Origin of the sequence: Enteractinococcus fodinae (assembly GCF_031458395.1) — a bacterium.
GTDB lineage: Bacteria > Actinomycetota > Actinomycetes > Actinomycetales > Micrococcaceae > Yaniella > Yaniella fodinae.
In genome coordinates, this window is record NZ_JAVDYJ010000001.1 from 2,561,115 (window position 1) to 2,581,130 (window position 20,016).

Here is a 20,016-nt window from a genome sequence, read left to right on the forward strand (position 1 = left end):
GGTTCATCAACGCTCACTACGGTGAGATCCTTCCTTAGAGTCCAGCCAGTCGTGCATAGCCGCGCGAACAGAGGTCATCACGCAGGCGGGTGGCTTCGCGGGTGGGCAGGCCGTGGATGGTTGCGGTCGAGCCTGCGGTGGTGATGGTCAGATCTGCCAGCCCAAATTTGCGCTGCAACGGGCCTTGTTTGACGATGACGAACTGCAACCGCCCGTAGGGCACCGCGTCATAGTTGCGGAAGATCGCCCCGGAGCGGACGAGCAGGTCATCGGATTGTTCGGCCCAGCCGTGGATACGGACCTGATACGGGGTCAGGATGATCTGGCCCACGTCGTAAAGCAGGGCCCAGGCTGCCGGGATATAGCTCAACCCGTGCCAGAAATCAGGGTCCACTTGGGCGTTAAAGATGACGGCCGCCAAGGTCAACAGCGGCACAAAGCACACCATGCTGATCACGTTCTGGATCTGCCGGTAGGTTGTCAGCTGCGCTCGGACGGGCCGAAACTCGAGGTCAGCAGGGAAATCTTTCACGCTGTCTCACCTGCCGCGAGGGCTTTTTCTGCCGCTTTCTCAAAGTTTTCGAGTTCCTCTTCGGCCATCCACTGGTTTTTGTCAGAGATGCGTCGGGCGTGGGCGGCGATTTCGGCTTCTTCGAAGAACAGTTGCACTAATCCGGCGGGTTCTTGGTTACTCAGGTGCACGCGGACCGGGCCGGGTGGGGTGACGAACCGCGCCGAAGCGGTACCGGAGAGTTTGTCGAACAGCGTCTGATGGACCGCGGATTGTTGGATGCGCTCGTGCGGGATCATCGCCAGATTCCGGCGGAGGCGCCCGAACCGGATCAACAATAAGGTCGGCGTGGTGCGATACCCATGCCGGCGGCCTGCGACCGGCTGCCACATGCGGGCACGGCCGGGGACTTTCGTGAAGCCATCGTCGTCGGAAGTGTGCTTGAGTGCCGTGTAGAGCAGGTCGTTGGCGTGCTCGACACCGGGGTCGGGGGCTAGGACCGACAGCATGATGATCACATCGTCGAAGGTCCCCACGGGCAGGACGGTCGTGGACGGGTCGGTGAGACCGTACCCGGCGACGGTGACTTGGATGCGGTACCACCCGAAGATGCGATAGAGCAGTGGTTGGGTGATTTGGATGGCCTGGATTCGTCCGGGCGGGATGGTGTGCGAGGTGGTCGAAAGCATGCCCGAGGTCAACCGCACGCCCGAGTCGGCGGTTTTGGCGGTGAAGTTGAAGTTCGCATTGACCTGACCAAAAGCGGTGATCAGTGCCGTGAACAGTCCGATCCCGGCAAAAATCAACAGCATCAGCAAGCTCACTGGGATCGCACCCGAGTCGGCGTCGCCGCGGGCACCCAACCAGATGAAGAACCCGGTGGTAACCCCACCGGTCAGCGCGGTGAACACGCCGGTGGACAGTCCGGTCAGCAGGGCTGCCCCGATGACGCGGCCAAAGGGGATGGTGAGGAGTTCTCGGCTGGATTGCCGGGTGGTGTGGTCTGCGGGGACCTCTTCGTTGAGCCCGTGCGGATTGTGCTGCACATACTGGGCCAGGTACCCGTCGTATGGGTAGTGGGGCACCTGGGCGATAGCGGCATGCGGTGCGTCGTCGGTGGTGGGATCAAGGGCTGGGTCGCCTTGGGCACCCGAAGCTAGGTAGAGAATTTCGTGGCGCAACCGTTCGGCGTCGGATTCGCGCACGTACTCCAGCGTCAGGGTGGTTTCCCCGCCGTCAGCAGCGTGCAGCGAGAGTTTCGAGAGCCCAAAGATGCGAGCAAAGAAGGGCCGGACGATGTCCACGGCTTGCAGCCGGTCCAGGCGCATGTAGCGGCGCTGGCGGAAGATGACCCCCGCGTGGAGTTCGACCGCTTCGGTGGTGATCCGGAATTGATAGAACCGCCACGCAATCGCGTACAGGCCGGCTGCTACCACCAGGATCCCGATCACCAGGCCCAACAGGATCAGCAGTGATTGGCCCACCGAAAGGTTCACGGCCTCAATGAAGCTTTGGAGCTCGCGCACCGAAAAGCTCATGATGAGATAGACGAAGATCAGCAGCGCGGACCACGACCGGATGAACGGTGAAATCGGGTGGACACGGCGCCACGGCTGTTCGGCGGCATGTGCGCTCTCGGGTGCGGCGTTGGCGTCTGGGGTTGGCTCTGGTCCGGGATGGTGCGGTTGACTCATGACTCCCCCAGTTCTGCCAGCCGGGCATAACCGCGCTGGGTGAGTTCATCGCGCAACCGTTCGGCTTCAGCCATTTCCAAACCTTCAAAGGTGGAGGCGGTGCCGCCCCCGGCGGTTGTGATCACGATGTAGGTGATGCCCAGCATGCGCTGCAGCGGACCCTGGCGGATGTCGACGTATTGGATGCGCCCGTATGGGACCGCGACCTGATGACGAAACAGGATGCCGCGTCGTAGCAGTAAGTCGTCACGTTTTTCGAGGTAGCCCATGGCCCGGACCTGACGGGGAATGATAAAAGCGTAGATGATGCCCCAGATCAGCAGTCCGGCGGGAATGAGAAATAGCAGGTAGGCGATCGGGTACAGCTCGAAAAATGGGGTCACGTTGTGAAGGACGAGCAGCCCGACGGTTGTGGCGATGACCGGGATGCCCAGCAGCAGGGCGTTGTAAATTTGGCGCAGCGGTATCAGCTTGGTGGAGACCCGTTTATAGGGCAACTGTTCGTGATCCATGCCTGCATTCTGGTGGTGGGGCTAAAATTGTGGCCGCTCAATCGGGTCGGCCTGCCGGGTGGTCGGCTGTGCTCCGGAGGCATTTGGTGGCCTCCGGTTATGGTTCCCATTATTGTCGGTATCATCCGGTGGGATCCTGCACCATTGTTCCACAATAAAACCAACTGCCACGAGGATCAACGCCGTGACCGACTGGACGATGGATTCGGTAACCACGGTTGAGCCAAATCCGCTGGCGGGTAGCCGGTGTAACAGCATCCCAATGTGCCAGCCGGCAATCGCAGCTCCCGCGTACGTGCCGGCTTGTGCCAACACCAGGGTGCGGGCGGCGGCCACCGGGTTCATGCGATCGGCCACCGGGCGCTCCCGGTCTTTGAGCACGCGCAAACCCAGGATCAGCTCCAGCACCATGACCCCGGTCAGGGTGATGACCGAGGTGTAGCCCAGTACCGGGGCGCGCCACCCGTTTTCAGCGGAATAGAAACCGCCCATCCACCCGAAGACTGCGGTCACGACCACCACCAGTAGGACCCACCCGATGCGTATCGATGTCACGGGGTGCCCTCCTGGCGGGTGGATACTTGTTGCACGGTGGCTGCGTCGTCGGCTTGGGCAGCCAACTGGGTGACGGGCACCCCGTTGAGTGTCGCCTCGGAGTCAGCCCAGGCCCACGGGGTGAGCACAAACGCGCGCTGCTGCGCCCTGGGGTGGGGCAACGTGAGCACCGGGTGGTCCGAAACCACCTCGTCGTAGGTAATAATATCGACGTCCAAGGTGCGCGGGCCCCAGCGAATATCCCGGACCCGAGCGGCGGCCTGTTCGAGTTTCTGGGCCAGCTCCAACAGCTCATAGGGCGCCAGGGTGGTGTCGATCAGGACCACCTGGTTGAGGAAATCTGGTTGTGCAGGTCCCCCGACCGGTGCGGTTTTGGCCAACGGTGACACCGCGGTGACGTGAACCTGCGCGTGGGCGCGCAGGGCTTCGACGGCGTCGTGCAAGATCTGCTGGGAGTCTCCCAGATTCGAACCCAGCGCGAGCACCGCCGATACCGGATGGGCGGGCGCGGTCGTGAGGTCCTCGGGCAGCTGGTCCATGCTCGTGCCCTTAGGCAGTCCTGTGGCGAACGACAGTCACGGCGACGTTGGCGAAGTCCGCCGGGATGGGCGCTTGGGGTTTGTTGACGGTCACGACCACCGAGTTCACCAGGCCAAATTCTGCCCGGATGGTCTCGGCAATATTGACCGCCAGGGTCTCAATGAGATTGACCGGGGGCCCGGCGATAATCCGTTCAACAACTGTTGCCACGTCGGCGTAGTTGACGGTGTCTGCGACGTCATCGGTTTCCGCCGCCTGGTCCACGTCAACATCGAGTTCGAGATCGACGACGAACATTTGGCCGGTTTCTCGTTCGTGGTCGAGCACGCCGTGGTGGCCGCGCACGCGCAGTCCGGTCAGACTGATCTTGGCCATCGGGACTACTTCGCGGCTTGGCGTGCGGTAACTGTTTTGACGGCATCCACGTTCGGGATGACTGAGTGGACGCGAACCGCCCAAACGCCGGCTTCGGCCACCTGGGTGGTGATCGCCGCGGTCGCGTGGTCACGTTGGCGCGGCTCAACGGGTTCGCCCGAGTTGTCGGCCAGCATCGAGCCGAGGAACCGTTTGCGGGAGGCACCAATGAGCACCGGGTAACCCAGGGCTTGGAACGCTTCAAGGTTATTGAGTAGCTGCCAGTTTTGGTCGCCGGCCTTGGAGAAGCCCAGACCTGGATCCACGATTAGCTGGTCTTTGGTCACCCCGGCGGCCAAGAACGTGTCGATGACCTGTTGGGTTTCGGCCACCATGTCGTCGACCAGGTTGGTGTAGTCGGTCAGGCCGTCCATGGTTTTGGAGTTCCCACGGTTGTGCATCACGACGTAACGGGCACCGGATTCGGCGATGAGCTTGGGCATGTCCGCTTCGTGGCGCAGCCCGGAGACGTCGTTGATCATGACTTCGCCGTATTCGAGTGCGGCACGAGCGGTTTCGGTGTGGCGGGTGTCAACCGAAACGTAGACGCCGGCTTTGATGAGTGCTTCAACGACCGGCAGGATGCGGGCCTGTTCTTCTTCGGGGCTGATCTCATCGGTGCCCGGGGCGGTGGATTCCCCGCCAACGTCGACGATGTCAGCTCCGGCGTAGTGCATGCGCAGCCCGTGGTCGATGGCCTTGGCCGTGTCGAAGTTCTCGCCACCGTCGGAAAATGAGTTGTCGGTGACATTGAGGATGCCCATGACCAGGGTGCGGTCGGTTGGCAGATCCGCGAATTTCTTGCGGGTGGCCTTACGCACGACCGATAGTGGGCCCGAGGCCGGACCGGTTCCTGGGACAGCTCCGATTGACATGGGGATCCTTCCTTCTTGGGTGATAACGCGGGGCTTAGTGTATCCCGGCGTTGAGAATCAGGCTCATGGCCTCATTCCGCGTCGACGGATCGCGCAATTGACCGCGCACCGCCGACGTCACAGTTTTAGCATGAGGTTTCTGCACACCGCGCATGGACATGCACATGTGCTCGGCCGACAACACGACGATGGCGCCGGCCGGGTTGAGGTGCTCCATGAGCGACTCGACAATTTGGGTGGTCAGGCGTTCTTGGACTTGGGGACGACGTGCAAACAGGTCCACCAGGCGTGCCAGCTTCGACAGTCCGGTGACCTTGCCTTCGGCCGATGGGATGTAGCCGATGTGGGCGGAACCGTGGAATGGGACCAGGTGGTGTTCGCACATCGAATAGAACTCGATATCTTTGACCAGGACCAGTTCGTCGTGGGCGATGTCGAACGTCGTGCCCAAAATTTCGGCCGGGTCGCGGTGCAGGCCGGCGAAGAACTCTTCGTAGGCTCGCGCCACCCGCGCGGGGGTTTCCACCAGACCATCTCGATCCGGGTCTTCCCCGATGGCAAGTAAGACTTCACGAATCGCAGCTTCGATTCGAGGTTGGTCAATCATCTAGGACTCCTGGTGGTCACCGCGGGCCGGCTGTTCGCCGTTCTGATGTGTTTCCGGATGCGACTTGTTATCGGTCGCTGTGCCGGCCGGCATTTCGACCGGTGGCAGATCCGAAACCGGGCGGTCCTCGTGGAATAACCAGGTTTCGCGCGGCCGATACTTTCGCACATTGGAAAACAGCTCGGCCAGCTCGTGACGGTTCAGGGTTTCCTGTTCCAACAGACGCGAGGCCAACTCATCGAGGATATCGCGGTTTTCGTTGAGCACCCAGTAGGCTTCAGCGTGCGCGCCGTCGAGCAGCTGGCGCACTTCCTCATCCACCACGAATGCCAGCTCATCGGAATACTCCCGGCTTGAGCCCATCCCGGAGCGTCCTAGGAACGGTTCATCGTCACCCGAGCCGAGTTTGACGGTTCCCACCCGCGACGACATGCCGTATTCGGTGACCATCTTCCGGGCTGTTTCGGTGGCCTTGGTGATGTCATTGGAGGCCCCGGTGGAGGGGTCGTGGAACACGATTTCTTCGGCCACGCGACCACCCATCGCATAGGCCAACTGGTCTAGCAGCTCATTGCGGGTCACCGAGTATTTATCTTCGTCCGGCACGACCATGGTGTAGCCCAGGGCGCGACCGCGCGGCAGAATCGTCACCTTGGATACCGGCGCCGAGTGGTTCAACCCGGCGGCGACCAGTGCGTGCCCGCCTTCGTGGTACGCGGTCACTTTGCGCTCGTGGTCATTCATGAGTCGGGTGCGTTTCTGCGGTCCCGCCATGACACGGTCGACCGCTTCGTCCAGAGCCCGGTTATCGATCAGATGCGCGTTCGAGCGGGCTGTCAGCAGCGCGGCCTCATTGAGCACGTTGGCAAGGTCAGCGCCCGAAAAGCCCGGGGTGCGCTGGGCCAGACCGTACAAATCGATGTCATCGACTAACGGTTTGCCACGGGCGTGCACCCGCAAAATTTCTAGGCGTCCCTCAAGTGATGGCGCCTCAACCGGCACCTGCCGGTCGAAACGGCCCGGACGCAACAGGGCCGGATCCAAGACGTCGGGACGGTTGGTGGCCGCGATCAAAATGACGTTGGCGTTTTCGTCAAAGCCATCCATCTCGACCAGCAGCTGGTTCAGGGTCTGTTCGCGTTCGTCGTTACCGCCGCCCACGCCGGCACCACGGTGGCGTCCGACCGCATCGATTTCGTCGACGAAAATAATGGCCGGCGCGTTCTTCTTCGCTTCGTTAAACAGGTCACGCACACGAGAAGCACCCACACCGACGAACATCTCAACGAAGTCGGAACCCGAAATCGTGTAGAACGGCACACCGGCTTCACCGGCCAGTGCGCGCGCGATGAGGGTTTTGCCGGTTCCGGGCGGACCATAGAGCAGCACACCGGTTGGGATTTTGGCGCCGACTGCTTTGAACTTGTCGGGCTCCGTCAAGAACTCTTTGATTTCCTGGAGCTCTTCGACGGCTTCTTCGGCACCGGCAACGTCAGTAAACGTGACCTGCGGGTTGTCCTTGGACATGAGTTTGGCCTGCGATTTGCCAAACTTCATCATCTGGCTGCCGCCACCTTGCATCCGGGACAGCAAGAACCAGAAGAGCAAGACAATGATCAGGAAGGGTATTAAGAAGCCCAGCATCGACAAGAACCAGTTGGATGTCACCGGCTGGTCGGTGTAATCGTCCAGGTCAGCGCCCGCAATCAGGTCCACGATGGTTTCGGCGCGATCCTTCGAGTAGAAGAAGTGCACCTCGGTGCCCAGATTGCGGTCCTCGTGGACGAAGTCTTCTTGCAGCGACAGCTCGACCCGATGATCATTATCATCAAGCAGCGCTTCGTCAGCCCGGTTGTTTTCTAACAGTTCGATACCCACCGAGGTGTCAACACGACTCGAGGACGAACCCGATAGAACAGGCACGACGAGCAGCAACGCAAGTACTGCAAGGACGATCCAAATGACCGGCCCTTTAAAGATGTTCTTGGCTTTCACCCTTCTAAAGCTACCCCTTTCCCAGGCACCAGGCGCGCACGTCTCATTTCCTTTCGCAATGGGTGGAAGGTCAAAGACTGCCCAAAGTTATCCACATTCACACTTTTCACCGTCCAGGTTTCGCGTGAAACGCGCCATACTTTTGCCAACGAACGAGTCGAAAGGAGGTGCCCTATGACCCAACCCTTAGCTACCCCAGCCACTGCGCAAAGCGCTGATGCTCAGCCAGCTACTGACACGAGCGAACCGTCCGCCACGCAAGGCCTTTTTGCCGCACACGATGCGAACGTGCAAAAGCTTCGCGCCCGTTACGGGGCCGAGCTTTCCGGCATGAACGGCGGCGAACTGCTTGCTTTGCAATCACTGATCGCGGAACAATTGGCCGCGACCTCCGATCAGCAGCTCATCGAGACGGCCACCGATGATGAGGCAGCATTGTCGCTGGCTGATGTATCCCGGATCGCGGAAGAGAATCATCGTCGGTTTTATAATTTTCAGTGTCGGCTCGCCCTGCTACTGGAGGGCTGGTTTGAGACTATAGAGGCCCGCGGTGCAAGACTGGCGCAGCAGGGCAAGGAACCGTTTAAGAATGCCAAGGATTTTATCGCCCGGCTCGTTGGGATCGATATCAAAGAGGTTGAACGACGGTTACGGATCGCCACGGCGAACCCCACAAAACCCGGCGCTTCGAAGATGCGCGCAGCCAAGATCGAAAAGGCTATGGCTCAGGGCAAGATTGACCCTTCGTCGGCAAATTATATTATCGACCGGCTGCGTTCCATCCGGGCTGCGTCCAAGCGTGCTGGCGCCACCGATACCCAAGCCGACCAGTTGGTGGCGACCAAAGAAGGGGAACTGTTAGCCAAGGCCCTCCATGCCGGACCGGATGAAGTACGCAAATTCGCTGATCGAATCAAGCGCAGCACCAATCGCCAGTTCACCAAACCGGGCACCAGGCTGACCCCCAAGCAACGTCAATACGAAGAAGGGCTGCGGTTTGTGGCCCCGCTAGGAGACAACCATGTGCGCCTCGATTGGGTCATGACGAGATGGCAGTATCGGCACGTCTTGGAACGATTGCGTCAACATATCAATAACCTGCGCGCAGAGGTATCGCGCATCAATGACCCACCATCCGAGTCTGAACCCCGAAAATCCGGCGCCGAACGTATCACCCCGGCAGACGACGAGCTCGAGATACCGCTGCTTTATGATGACCGCACCGCGGCCCAGCGGTGGTCACACTTTCTGTTAGATATTTTGGAAACCGGAATCGTGCTCACCAGCTCACCCGTCGGCCAGGCCCAAGAGGCATTGGATCAGCATGCCAGCGACAACAATGAGCTGGCCAGCTCTCCCACTGGGCCTCTGGATCAGCCACATGAAGAGATAAACCCTGCTAATATTGCCCCGTCGGGTGCCGTCATCCCGGGGCTTGGCCGCTTAGTCAATGTCGCACCAAGCGTGACTGTCGGGTTGCAGTACGCAGATTTGGCCGGTGATTACTTGGATTTCGGATCAGAAAATCCGAATGTGCAAGCCGAAATCGCCGCCCTGGTGGAAGGCCGGAAACCATTTCCAGAACTCTATGACTACGACACCATGGACTTGGATTGGGCCACACTGCGCATGATGTCTTGTAACGCGTCGATCATCCCGGCGGTTTTAAACTCCAAGGGCGAGCCACTAGATGTCGGACGAGCCCAACGAGCATTTCCCGCCAGCATACGCCGCGCGGTCATTCTCCCGGACGGAGGCTGCGCCTACCCGGGATGCAACATGCCGCATATTTATTCAGAAATTCACCACATCCGGCACTGGCAAAATAACGGTCCAACATCATTAGAAAACGCGGTCATGCTATGCCGCTACCATCACACGGTCATCCACCAAACGGACGTACTCGTCCGGACCAGTGAGCAGCATTTCCCAGAGTTTCTTTTAAACCCTACAACCGCAGAAGCGATCTGGGTGCGCAACCATATGCATCGCGGATAAATCGAGCAATAGGACGCGTATTCAGGTACCCCAATTACGGGCTACCTGAATACGCAGCCGAGCACCTTACTGGTAAACGTGGGGCGCGAGCGTCCCCAGAACGTCAAGGTTGCGATACTTCTGGTCGAAGTCCAGGCCGTACCCGACGACGAATTCATTGGGGATATCGCGACCAATGTATTTGACATCAATATCGACTGCCAATGCTTCAGGTTTGCGCAGCAGGGTGACGATCTCCACGGAAGCCGGACCGCGTGACTCTAAGTTGGTTTTCAACCACGACAGCGTCAGGCCGGAGTCGATAATATCTTCGACGATAACCACATGCCGGTCCATGAGGTCTTCTTCAAGGTCTTTCAGGATTCGGACGACACCAGAGGATTTTGTTCCAGACCCATAGGATGAGACCGCCATAAAATCGAGGGTGACATTTGATTTCATGGCACGTGAAAGATCCGCCATGATCATCAGCGCGCCCTTGAGAACGCCAACCAACAAGATGTCTTTACCTTCGTAGTCACGATCGATTTGGGCTGCGAGGTCCTGGACGATCTCGTCAATCTCTTCGCGGGTGAGTAGCACCGAGTCTAAATCGTCTGCAACGTCTTCGGCCTTCATGGTCACTCCTCAGTATGTCTGGTTAGTTCCTCGGCTGCGAGGTGATGACTAATAGTTTTGCATATTCTTGCTCAGCTTTTTGCCGGTAAGCGCTCAGATGTCCCTCCAATTGGATGGGCCCCGCCGACGACGCCCTGCCAACGGGTGGGAAGATCAATTCCTGCAGCGACCGTAACCGTTCAAAAGACGGTTGTGGCGCTCCGAAATGCTGTACTGCGAGCGCTAAAACCCTACGCAATATCGCTGGATGAGATGTTTGTAACGTTTCGAGTTGGAAACTGATCCGGTCGCCTTCAATGTGAGCCATCGCTTCGAACGCTTCGGCGGCCTGTGCATCAAGGAGGTCCGCATCGTCGGCCGCAAGGGTGGCGGTGGTCACCAGCCCGGAAAACACTCCGGGCCCCAGTCCTGTCGCGGGGTCTGCCAAAGCCGGTAACAGGTGCTTCCGGACGCGAATGCGAGCGATGGTCGCGTCTTCGTTCATGGGATCTTCGAAATACTCGATTCCCGCCCACGCACAGATGGTTTCGGTGTCGCTGCGCGTCAATCCTAAAAGTGGGCGCCCAATGCGCACCGGGTCATAGCCTGGCAGATGGTGTTCACGGTCTTGTCGGATGCCGGCTATCGATCGGGCCCCGGATCCGCGCGCTAATCCCAGCAATACCTGTTCGGCTTGATCATTCGCCGTGTGTGCGGTCAGCACGCCGGCTGCGTGGTGCCGATGAGCACACCGAACGAATGCATCGTAGCGGGCGCGTCGGGCCGCTGCTTCAAGGCCCTCGGTGGCAGGGGTGACGGTAAGGTCTTCTCGCACGACGGGGTCTAGTCCCAGCCGCGTGCATAGCTCAGCGGTACGTTGCGCCACGGCAGCAGTGACGCCTTGGAGCTGATGATCGAATACGACCGCGCCAAACCGTATCCCGGTAACGCGTTGTGTCTCCGCGGCCAACACGGCCAGCGCTAAGGAATCTGCCCCGCCCGAGACTGCGACCAGTACTGGGCGGCTGTGCTGGTCAATTCGGAGATCCCAGCGGGCGATCACATCCTTGAGCTGGGCTACCCCGGCGTGCACTGCTTGTGGCCAGGCTCGGCTCGGGGGCCAGGTGGCAGGGCCTTGAGGTACGGGTTTGCCAGTATAGTCAGAGGTGGTCACAGCTTTACCGTGCGTGTTCGTGCACGACCCGACTGATCCATGCCTCAGCGTTGGTCAGTTCATCCTTGGTCGGCAGGTTCTCCGGGCGTTGCCAGACCGTGTTGAATTGTTCGATGCCCACGCGGTCTACCACCGTCGAAACGAACGCTTGGCCCTGCTTGTATTGTTTGGCTTTAGCATCCAATCCGATGAGCTTTCGGATCAGTTGGCTCAACCAATTATGGTTAGCAGATCGTTCGTTGAAGCGTTTCCGGATGGTTTTAACGCTGGGTACAATACTCTGATCGACGGCATCCATGATGACGTTGGCGTGTCCCTCCAGCAGGGACATGACCCCGGTCAGCTGCGATTCAAGGTCTTTACTGTGAGCGGCTTTTTGCTCTGCTGTCATCTCACTAGCGCTGTCTGGAAGGAGATGATGCAGCAAGAACTCGGTGGCGGTCTCTAAGATGTGGTCGGCCAGCCACGGGGCTTGGGCAAATTGGGCTACGTGGGTGAGCTCGTGCAGAGCGACCCAGAACCGGAAGTCTTCGGCATTAAGGTTCAGTTCGTCCCGGATCGTCATGACGTTTGGTGCCACTAGCATCAGCCGGGGTTTGTCTGGCCCGTTGGCAGCTCGTGCGGCATAGGGTTCAAACTGGCCGAGCACTTTCGTGCCCAGAAACGCTAGGACGGCTCCCACTTGCGCCCCTGAAAATCGTGCTGTGAGGTCCGAGGAGATGCTCTTCAGCAGGTCTTCGTGCAGTTCTCCAAGACGGTGAAATGCTGGTTCGAGCATGACTTGCAGGGATTCAGCGTTGGCGTTTATCCAGCCCGGACGATCGATGACGAGCAGGTTGATCTCGTCGTCGATGGTGCTCGGAGTCCAGTGGGCAATGGCAGGCAGTTTACTCAGTTGAGGTACGTGCTCTACGGCCGAGTAGGCGGCGGCGCGGAGTGCTTCGGCTTCAACGATCGCATCGGTGGCGGGGACTCGCGGGCCAGGGGGCACAAGGTTGCGTCCGGTGGCCGCTGCCGCCTCTTTGCTGAAAATCTGCATGGGTTGTCCCTTCATAGTGACCATGGTGTCACGTTTTTTCGCGGTCGTGGGTCGGGGTTACTCGGCTGTGCACTGGCAGTTGGTAAGCACTTGGGTGAGGTGGTCTTGTTCGGCGCGCGTAGTTTCGTAGTCTCCCTCACTGCCGGTGGTATTGATCGCAAACCATAGGGCGCGTCCCTGGGTGGTGACCGTGAAGCCCGCATTGGAACTGGCGACTTCCAGTGTGCCGGTTTTGGTGCGGACGACGCCGGAGTATGGTGCTTCGGTGAGCCGGTTTTCCATGGTGCCGTCATAGCCTGCCACGGTTAAGGTGTGCAGCAGGGGCCGATAATGTTCGTTCGTTAACATCAGCTCGAACAGCTCGACGGTCGTCTCCAAAGTGGCGCGGCTGCGCGGTGACAGCCCGCTGTTGTCGGCAAATACGAGCGGTTGGGTGTCGATGCCCAACTGGTCCAAGGTTGCCACGGTGGCCTGCGTGGACCCTGTGAAATCCGGGGTGCTTCCCGCTGCGATCGCGGCTTCACGGCCAAACATTTCAAACAGCATGTTGTTGGACTGTTTCATCGCGTACTCGAGCTGCCGACCCAGCGGCGCCGAGCGGACTTCAGCCACTTGTTCGGCCTCATCAGGCACGCTGGTCTGACCCGTGTATTGAAATTCGACGGTGGCTCCTGCCGCGTCGGCGAGCTGGTTCAGGTGACTGGTGTAGGTACTGGCGGCCAGGCCGGCCCCATCTTCGACTGCCGTATCGGCATAGGCCGGATGCCCCGTCAGCCCGCCGTAGACATTCAGCGGGTAGACAGGTGAGACCCAGCCGGCCTCTTGTAGCCCTTCGGTCCAGTCTGGATGCAGCCACGGCCGGTTGTAACGGGACACATCGACCCCGACGTTGACGGTGGCCACGCCGGCCGCCGTGACATCTTCACCGATGGCGTTCCAGGTCTTTTGGGCCAAATCTGCCAGGCCAGCGTACCCGACGGTGGACCCGGTGCTCTCCCCCAGTGCTAGCAACCCGTCACCGCCACCCACCAGGGTCACACCCTGGCTGGGGGTATACCGTGCCGCGGTGACGAAGCGATGATTTGGGTCTAGATGGTGCAACAGGCTGATGCCGGTAAATAGTTTCAGCGTTGAAGCTGGGACCACTGAGTCTTGGCCGCCGCGGTCATAAAGGGTCTCACCGGTTGCCGCATCGACGACGAGCATCCGATGCCCCAATCCCAGCTCTCCCATCGCCTCATCCAAAACGGCAGTCAGCTGATGTGCATCCGGTGCCGGCGCATTGACATCAATGAGGTCAGCGACCCCATCGTCGAGTAAGTCATCGTTGGTCTCGGGCTCAGGCGGCAATGCGACCGGGGGTGCGGCATAGATCTGCGGATCCCCCTTCCAGGTGCGGGTCCCGGTGGTTTCGCTGCCCGATACCAGCTGGCGCATGTGTTGGTACCAGTCGGCGGCTTGGACTTTGATCATGTCGGTGCTTGGCGGCGGATAGGCTCCGGCCAGCCCTGCCCCGCCGAGCAGCCCCACAATGACACCGATGATGACCGGCACCCAAGCACGTCGCCCAGGTCGACGGCCTGCGGCGCGTCGCCCGGCTTGTTTCGCTGCCATCATGGTGTCACCTGTAAAACTATTTCGCGTTGTTGAATGCTTGTGAACGTCCCCGTCAACATATTTGGGTGATGCACCCGTGCACGTAATAACCTTAGAGCAAGGATACGCTTGCCCTTGTGTATTCAACGCGGCAAGTCCTACCAGCAATCAGATGGAGAAATAATGCAGCACGACGTCACCATTGAGATCCCAGCCGGCTCACGCGTCAAGTATGAGATCAACGAAGAAACCGGTCGCCTCCACTTGGACCGTATTTTGTACACTCCAATGGCGTACCCCACGCACTATGGTTTCTTTGACAACACGTTGGGCGAAGACGGCGACCCGCTGGATGCGATGGTGTACCTGCCGGGCTTTGATCTGCTGCCAAATGTTGTCGTGGAAGCCCGCCCCATCGGCATCTTTTCGATGACCGACGATGGCGGGGGCGACGACAAGGTGCTGTGTGTCCCCACAGACTTACGCTATGACCACATTAAAGAACTTGAAGATATCGACCAGTACCTGATCCGGGAGATCGAACACTTCTTCACCCGTTACAAGGATCTGGAACCCGGCAAATGGGTTAAAGCCGAAGGGTGGAAAGGTCGCGCCGCCGCTGAAGCCGAACTCCAGGCGTCCATTGAGCGTTTCAAGGGTTAACCACTCCCCGGCGGGTCATTCGCTTAACAAATCTGTCAGTTTCTCTTGATATCGACGTCGTTTTGAGCAATTTCGCGACGAGAAAATCTTGGATCATGACAGCCACCGCAGCGGCGTCGATCGCCGTGAGAGCCGCTTCTTGTGGCATTTCGGCGATCGCGCCCGTGTCGGGGTCTCCGCCTCTGCGCTAAAATCTCTCGCGTGAGCTTGAGGTGACATGCAAAGATGGAACCATGTTTGTTGTGACCATGACCCAACGTTCGGCAGAACCCAGTGAGCAATACGTCGCATCGTTTCACCAGGATCTGGAAGAACGACTTGGTGTTGCTCTTCCAGGGTCTTGGGCCACGGATGCGACCTGGTATCGTCAGGTTTTTTCCGATTCTCAACACGTCGTCGAGACCGCGCTGTGCGCGATGCGTTCCGGCACCTGGAATGTGGGGATCGGCATCGGCAAGGCCACCGAGCACGATGATCACACCGTCGACGGTTCCGGTGTGAAAGCCGCAGATTTCGCGGTTTCCTTGGCTGCGAAGCAGGGCCAGTTAGTCCCGCTACGTGTTGAGGCCGCCAAACCACCCCGCGGGGTGGAGCAGACGCAACTGGGTAAACACGCCCAGAGTGTTTTACAGCTGTTAGGCCACATCGTCACCCGTCGTTCGGCTGCCGAGTGGGCGGTCATTGATCGTCTGAAGCCGGGCATCCGCGGCCAGCAGCGCCGAGTGGCCGCTGAGTTAGGGATGACGGTGCAAGCGGTATCGCAGGCGATGAAGCGGTCGTTATATAACACCGAACACGAAGTCCGTGCGGCAGTGAGTTTACTGCTCGACCAGGCCGATGCGGCCGTCGATATTCAGACCAACAGTGGCCTGTAGGCGACTCGACACCTTAGCGGGGTAGCTTGGCCCGTCAGCTGCGCTGGTCTGCGGGGCTTCGAAGTAAGGTGCGCAGCACGGTGGCCAGCCCACCTTCACGCACCGTTCCGGTGATTTCGTCCGCGACGGCTTTGACTTCTTGGGGTGCTTGGCCCATGGCCACACCCCGGCCGGCCCATTCCAACATCTCGACGTCGTTGAAGCCGTCCCCAATGGCAACGGTATCTTCGGGATCGACGTGCAGAATCCGGCGGAGCGCTTCGAGCCCGGAAGCTTTCGAGACGCCGGCACCGGCAACATCCAGCCACGCGTTGTACCCAACCGAATAGGTAATACCTTGCAGCCCCAGCGATTCGATGGCCGAGGCGAATTCTCGGGTGGAGGCACCGTGCGAGAACACCACGAGCCGAACGGCAGTGGTTTCTTGGAGCTCTTCGAACGACACCCCGGTGGCCTGCACACCGAAACTAAAGTCCTGGAACCGCTCGGTCGACAGGTAGTTCCCGTGCTCATCTTCGATCGCAAAGCGCGCGGTTGGGATGCGCCGACGGAAGGATTCCAACACCGAGGCGGGGTCGAAGGTGCTGCGAGCGATGACTTCGAACCCTTCGTCAAGCTCGGGGTCTAAGCGCAAGCTAACACCGCCGTTGGAGCACACAGAATACCCCGAGTGCAGGCCGATGTCCCGGATGATGGGCAACGTCGCGTGGTATGACCGCCCCGTGGCGATCAGCACATGGTGCCCGGCCTCCATGACGTTTATGATTTCATCACGGACTTCTGGGTACATGTGGCCGTCAAAGTCCACAATCGTACCGTCTACGTCTAAACAGACCATCTTTTTCTTCATAATGACCAGTCAATCATGTTCGGTAACGTTGCGCTGAACAAACCGTGAATTCCAGCCGTCTAGCGAAGGAAGTCCTCCGGGTCGGACGCCACGAGGGTGTTATGCGATGGGCTCCAGAACGGTTTTGCCGCCCATATACGGCTGCAAAGCCTCCGGCACGTTGACCGAGCCATCGGCGTTCTGATGGTTTTCCAGGATAGCAACCAACCAGCGCGTCGTGGCCAAGGTGCCATTGAGCGTGGCGGCCATGCGGGTGCCGGCTTTGCTCCCGTCATCGTTATACAGGCGTTCGCGCACATTATGACGACGCGTCTGGAACGTGGTGCAGTTGGACGTTGAGGTCAGCTCGCGGTATGCGTCTTGGGTTGGCACCCACGCTTCGCAGTCGAATTTGCGTGCCGCCGACGGGCCAAGGTCACCGGCTGCGGTGTCGATGACCCGGTAAGGGACCTCAATTTTGGCCAGCATCTGTTCTTCCCAGGCCAACAGGCGTTCGTGTTCGGCTTCGGCTTGGTCGACGGTGGTGTAGACGAACATTTCCAGTTTGTTGAACTGGTGGACCCGGATGATCCCGCGGGTGTCTTTGCCTGCGGCACCGGCCTCGCGGCGGTAGCAGGTCGAGTATCCGGCGAACCGAATGGGACCGTCGCTGAAGTCCAAGATTTCGTCGGCGTGGTACCCGGCCAAGGCGACCTCGGAGGTGCCGACCAGGTACAGATCGTCTTTTTCGATGCGGTAAATCTCATCGTCGTGCTCAACGTTGAATCCGGTGCCGTTCATGGTTTCGGGGCGAACCAAGGTTGGTGTGATGATCGGGTTGAACCCGGCCTCAAGCGCTTGGGCCATGCCCATCTGCGTCAGCGCCATCTCCAGTTGCGCGCCGACACCCTTGAGGAAATAGAACCGCGAACCGGAAACTTTTGCGCCGCGTTCCATATCGATGGCACCGAGCAGTTCGCCAAGTTCTAAATGGTCGCGGGGTTCAAAATCGAACTCGGGCAGCTCGCCCACGGTTTTGAGCACCGCGAAGTTATCCTCGCCGCCGGACGGGATGCCGTCGACGATCAGGTTCGGGAACTTGTTGTTGAGCTCCGCAAGCTCCTGGCTTTTCGCATCGGCTTGGGCTTCGGCTGCCTTGACGTTGGCTGACAGCTCTTTGGCCTGGGCCAGGAGGGCTTGTTTTTCGTCGCCCTTGGCCGGTCCAATCTTTTTGGAGAGCACTTTTTGTTCGGCACGCAGGTTTTCAAACGTCTGCAGTGCGGCTCGGCGGTCGGCGTCAGCGGCGATGATCTGATCGACCAGCGATTCGTCCTCTTCACGGGCTCGTTGCGAGGCGCGGTACAGGTCAGGGTTTTCGGCAAGATGCTTTACGTCAATCACATGGTTCAGCTTACCCGAGCCAACGGTCCCCTACACTTGGTGACATGACCGCCTTATCGATCGTGCTCCTCGTTGTCGCTGTCCTCGCGGTGGCTGGGACAATCATTGCTCTCGCCGCGTGGGCCAAGGCCAAGGAGCGCGCGACACGTGCGGAAGCAGTGAACCGGGACTTATCGGAGCAGCTCTCCCACGCCTATGAGTTGCCTCATGTGGCATCACGGTTAGGGGTCCCGAATCGGGTGGCGATGGTGTACAATCCCTCCAAGCCCGCCTCGGAACAAGCCTTACCGTTGGTCTCGCAGGCCTGTGCGTTGTTCGGGTTGGATGCGCCACGACTCTATGAAACCGACCCAGACGATTCCGGGTTATTGGCGGTCCAGCAAGCGGTGACGGACGGCGCTGAGCTGGTGATCGTTGCCGGTGGGGATGGCACCGTGCGAGCCGCGGCAAAAGTATTGGTCAACACCGCTGTGCAGATGGCCATCATCCCGACGGGGACGGGGAATCTGTTGGCGCGCAACCTAGAACTACCAATCAATGACGTCCAAGCGTGCACATATATTGCCTTTAACGGTCAGGTTCGACCCATCGATGTGATCTCGTTGGACATGGTTCATGAGGATGACAGTCGCCACGCCTATGTGTCCACGGTTATTGCTGGGGCCGGGTTCGATGCTGAGATCATGCATTCGACCTCCGACCGGCTCAAGGCCGCAGCCGGCTGGCTGGCTTATACCGAGGCCGGGATGCGCAAATTGCGCGGCAAGCGGCACTCGGTGGCCGTCACCACCGCTGACGGTGAGACCAAACGTGTTCGGGTCCGCTCGGCCATGATCGCCAACTGCGGGATCCTCACCGGTGGTATCAATATGATCCCCGAGGCCGTGATTGACGACGGCCTGTTAGATGTTGCCCTGTTAGATCCACGAAACCTGGTCGACTGGATTCAGGTCGCCTCATCGGTGATCATTCCGAAACGCAAAAGCCAGCGGGTGACTACGTTCGCGCTGCGCAACTGCAAATTGGTCTTCGAGGAACCGCTGGTCGCCCAGATCGATGGCGACCCGATTCCAAAAACCAAGGAAATCGTCGCGAACACCATCCCGCGGTCCTTACAAATTCGGGTTCCAGCAGCACAAACTCCCACGGCACAAGTCAGCACCGAACAAGCCGCCTCGCTCCCACCCGGCGGCGATCGCTAGAGCTTAGCGGTCCAGGATGCTGCGCACCCAGGCCCGACCGCGCTGGTAGGCCTCGTCGGTGGTGTATTCGGGGATCGTGTAATCGTGATGCTCGGCCCCCGGATACGACCCGAGAAAACGCACCCCCGGGATCATCCGGTAGAGCGCAGCCAGGGCGGCACTGACGCGTTCTTCGACCAGGTGACCTTCTAGGTCAATGGAGAAAAAGTAGGTGCCCAAGGATTCGCCGGTTGGGCGGGACTCGATCCGGGTCAGGTTCACGCCGCGCGTGGAAAACTGGTCCATAATCTGCCCCAGCGCACCCGGTCGATCTTCGGGCAGCGGCACAACCACCGAGGTTTTATCGGATCCGGTGGGCTCTGGCAGACTGCCGGCTTTGGCGACCACCACAAAGCGGGTGACTGCATCCGGGGTGTCTTCAATACCTTCGGCCAGGATCGGCAAGCCAAGATGGCGCGCTAAATGGGGCGCACAGACGGCCGCATCGTAGGTTGAGGAAGCATCCAGCAGCCCGTGCGCGCCGGCCGCTGTGGAGGCGGCTTGGACGAAAGCGGCATTAGGAATATTCGCCTCAGCCCAAATCCGAACTTGTGCCCAGGCGTGGGTGTGCGTGGCAACGCTGTGCAACTCGGGCAGACTCTGGGGCCCGTCCGGCCGACCGACCAGCACGAAACTAATGGGCACCAGCACTTCGCGGACGATGTGGAGTTCATCGCCGGAAGCGATCGCGTCCAGGGTTGCGGTGACGCCACCCTCGACCGAGTTTTCGATCGGGACGACAGCAGCATCCACTTCGCCGCTGCGAACCTGATTCAGCGCGGTGATGACCGAGCCCAGCGGAACATGATCCGCCCCGCGGGCTTCGGGCACGCGCTGCAGTGCGGCCTCGGTGAAGGTGCCTTCGGGTCCCAGATACGCAAACGTTTTCATGGTTGCCCA

At 59.8% G+C, this 20,016-nt stretch carries 20 protein-coding genes; 4 read left to right on the forward strand and 16 right to left on the reverse strand.

Going from position 1 to position 20,016, the window contains the following annotated elements:
* Nucleotides 1–34: 34 nt before the first annotated feature.
* The 9 genes from J2S62_RS11945 to ftsH are packed head-to-tail and all read right to left on the reverse strand — an operon-like array spanning nt 35 to nt 7,703.
* On the reverse strand, nt 35–532 hold the full coding sequence (locus J2S62_RS11945) for a PH domain-containing protein (protein ID WP_310175019.1): 498 nt from the start codon (nt 530–532) through the stop codon (nt 35–37).
* On the reverse strand, nt 529–2,205 hold the full coding sequence (locus tag J2S62_RS11950; protein WP_310175021.1) for a PH domain-containing protein: 1,677 nt from the start codon (nt 2,203–2,205) through the stop codon (nt 529–531). Before J2S62_RS11950 ends, J2S62_RS11945 begins: the two co-directional genes overlap by 4 nt.
* A complete protein-coding gene (locus J2S62_RS11955) occupies nt 2,202–2,717 on the reverse strand; it encodes a PH domain-containing protein (RefSeq protein WP_310175022.1) in 516 nt (171 codons plus the stop codon). Before J2S62_RS11955 ends, J2S62_RS11950 begins: the two co-directional genes overlap by 4 nt.
* A gap of 21 nt (nt 2,718–2,738) precedes the next feature.
* Entirely contained in the window at nt 2,739–3,272 is a 534-nt protein-coding gene (locus J2S62_RS11960) for a DUF3180 domain-containing protein (RefSeq protein WP_310175023.1), read from the reverse strand.
* Nucleotides 3,269–3,811, reverse strand: a complete 543-nt coding sequence (gene folK, locus J2S62_RS11965) for a 2-amino-4-hydroxy-6-hydroxymethyldihydropteridine diphosphokinase (protein WP_310175024.1) — start codon at nt 3,809–3,811, stop codon at nt 3,269–3,271. Before folK ends, J2S62_RS11960 begins: the two co-directional genes overlap by 4 nt.
* A 10-nt stretch (nt 3,812–3,821) precedes the next feature.
* Nucleotides 3,822–4,187 (reverse strand): dihydroneopterin aldolase, encoded by a 366-nt coding sequence (gene folB / locus J2S62_RS11970; RefSeq protein WP_310175026.1) that lies wholly within the window; start codon nt 4,185–4,187, stop codon nt 3,822–3,824.
* A 5-nt stretch (nt 4,188–4,192) separates the two neighbouring features.
* Nucleotides 4,193–5,101 (reverse strand): dihydropteroate synthase, encoded by a 909-nt coding sequence (gene folP, locus J2S62_RS11975; protein WP_310175028.1) that lies wholly within the window; start codon nt 5,099–5,101, stop codon nt 4,193–4,195.
* A 34-nt stretch (nt 5,102–5,135) separates the two neighbouring features.
* Nucleotides 5,136–5,708 carry a GTP cyclohydrolase I FolE gene (folE, locus tag J2S62_RS11980; RefSeq protein WP_310175030.1) on the reverse strand — a complete coding sequence of 191 codons (573 nt, stop codon included), beginning with the start codon at nt 5,706–5,708 and terminating at the stop codon, nt 5,136–5,138.
* A complete protein-coding gene (gene ftsH, locus J2S62_RS11985; protein WP_310175032.1) occupies nt 5,709–7,703 on the reverse strand; it encodes an ATP-dependent zinc metalloprotease FtsH in 1,995 nt (664 codons plus the stop codon).
* 174 nt (nt 7,704–7,877) lie between these two features.
* Between ftsH and J2S62_RS11990 the strand changes: the two genes are divergently transcribed.
* Entirely contained in the window at nt 7,878–9,701 is a 1,824-nt protein-coding gene (locus J2S62_RS11990) for an HNH endonuclease signature motif containing protein (protein WP_310175035.1), read from the forward strand.
* Nucleotides 9,702–9,767: 66 nt separating this feature from the next.
* Here J2S62_RS11990 and hpt read toward each other — a convergent pair whose 3' ends face one another.
* From hpt to dacB, 4 genes are read right to left on the reverse strand one after another with little or no spacing between them, the layout of a single operon-like run.
* On the reverse strand, nt 9,768–10,319 hold the full coding sequence (hpt, locus tag J2S62_RS11995) for a hypoxanthine phosphoribosyltransferase (protein WP_310175037.1): 552 nt from the start codon (nt 10,317–10,319) through the stop codon (nt 9,768–9,770).
* 22 nt (nt 10,320–10,341) lie between these two features.
* On the reverse strand, nt 10,342–11,472 hold the full coding sequence (gene tilS, locus J2S62_RS12000; protein ID WP_310175039.1) for a tRNA lysidine(34) synthetase TilS: 1,131 nt from the start codon (nt 11,470–11,472) through the stop codon (nt 10,342–10,344).
* Between the two features lie 4 nt (nt 11,473–11,476).
* Nucleotides 11,477–12,511 (reverse strand): zinc-dependent metalloprotease, encoded by a 1,035-nt coding sequence (locus tag J2S62_RS12005; RefSeq protein WP_310175042.1) that lies wholly within the window; start codon nt 12,509–12,511, stop codon nt 11,477–11,479.
* Between the two features lie 57 nt (nt 12,512–12,568).
* Complete coding sequence (gene dacB / locus J2S62_RS12010; protein WP_310175044.1) at nt 12,569–14,128, reverse strand: D-alanyl-D-alanine carboxypeptidase/D-alanyl-D-alanine endopeptidase; 1,560 nt, start codon at nt 14,126–14,128, stop codon at nt 12,569–12,571.
* Between the two features lie 162 nt (nt 14,129–14,290).
* Here dacB and J2S62_RS12015 point away from each other — a divergent pair, with 162 nt between their 5' ends.
* Both J2S62_RS12015 and J2S62_RS12020 read left to right on the forward strand, forming a co-directional pair.
* Entirely contained in the window at nt 14,291–14,770 is a 480-nt protein-coding gene (locus J2S62_RS12015) for an inorganic diphosphatase (RefSeq protein ID WP_310175046.1), read from the forward strand.
* A 233-nt stretch (nt 14,771–15,003) separates the two neighbouring features.
* Nucleotides 15,004–15,645, forward strand: coding sequence for a hypothetical protein (locus tag J2S62_RS12020; protein WP_310175049.1), 642 nt, complete (start codon nt 15,004–15,006; stop codon nt 15,643–15,645).
* Between the two features lie 34 nt (nt 15,646–15,679).
* Here J2S62_RS12020 and J2S62_RS12025 read toward each other — a convergent pair whose 3' ends face one another.
* Both J2S62_RS12025 and serS read right to left on the reverse strand, forming a co-directional pair.
* Entirely contained in the window at nt 15,680–16,495 is an 816-nt protein-coding gene (locus J2S62_RS12025) for an HAD family hydrolase (RefSeq protein WP_310175051.1), read from the reverse strand.
* 99 nt (nt 16,496–16,594) lie between these two features.
* Complete coding sequence (gene serS / locus J2S62_RS12030; RefSeq protein WP_310175053.1) at nt 16,595–17,875, reverse strand: serine--tRNA ligase; 1,281 nt, start codon at nt 17,873–17,875, stop codon at nt 16,595–16,597.
* Between the two features lie 44 nt (nt 17,876–17,919).
* Between serS and J2S62_RS12035 the strand changes: the two genes are divergently transcribed.
* Complete coding sequence (locus J2S62_RS12035) at nt 17,920–19,077, forward strand: diacylglycerol/lipid kinase family protein (protein WP_310175054.1); 1,158 nt, start codon at nt 17,920–17,922, stop codon at nt 19,075–19,077.
* Nucleotides 19,078–19,080: 3 nt separating this feature from the next.
* Here the strand turns inward: J2S62_RS12035 and pheA are convergent, their stop codons facing one another.
* Complete coding sequence (gene pheA / locus J2S62_RS12040; RefSeq protein WP_310175057.1) at nt 19,081–20,007, reverse strand: prephenate dehydratase; 927 nt, start codon at nt 20,005–20,007, stop codon at nt 19,081–19,083.
* Nucleotides 20,008–20,016 lie beyond the last annotated feature (9 nt).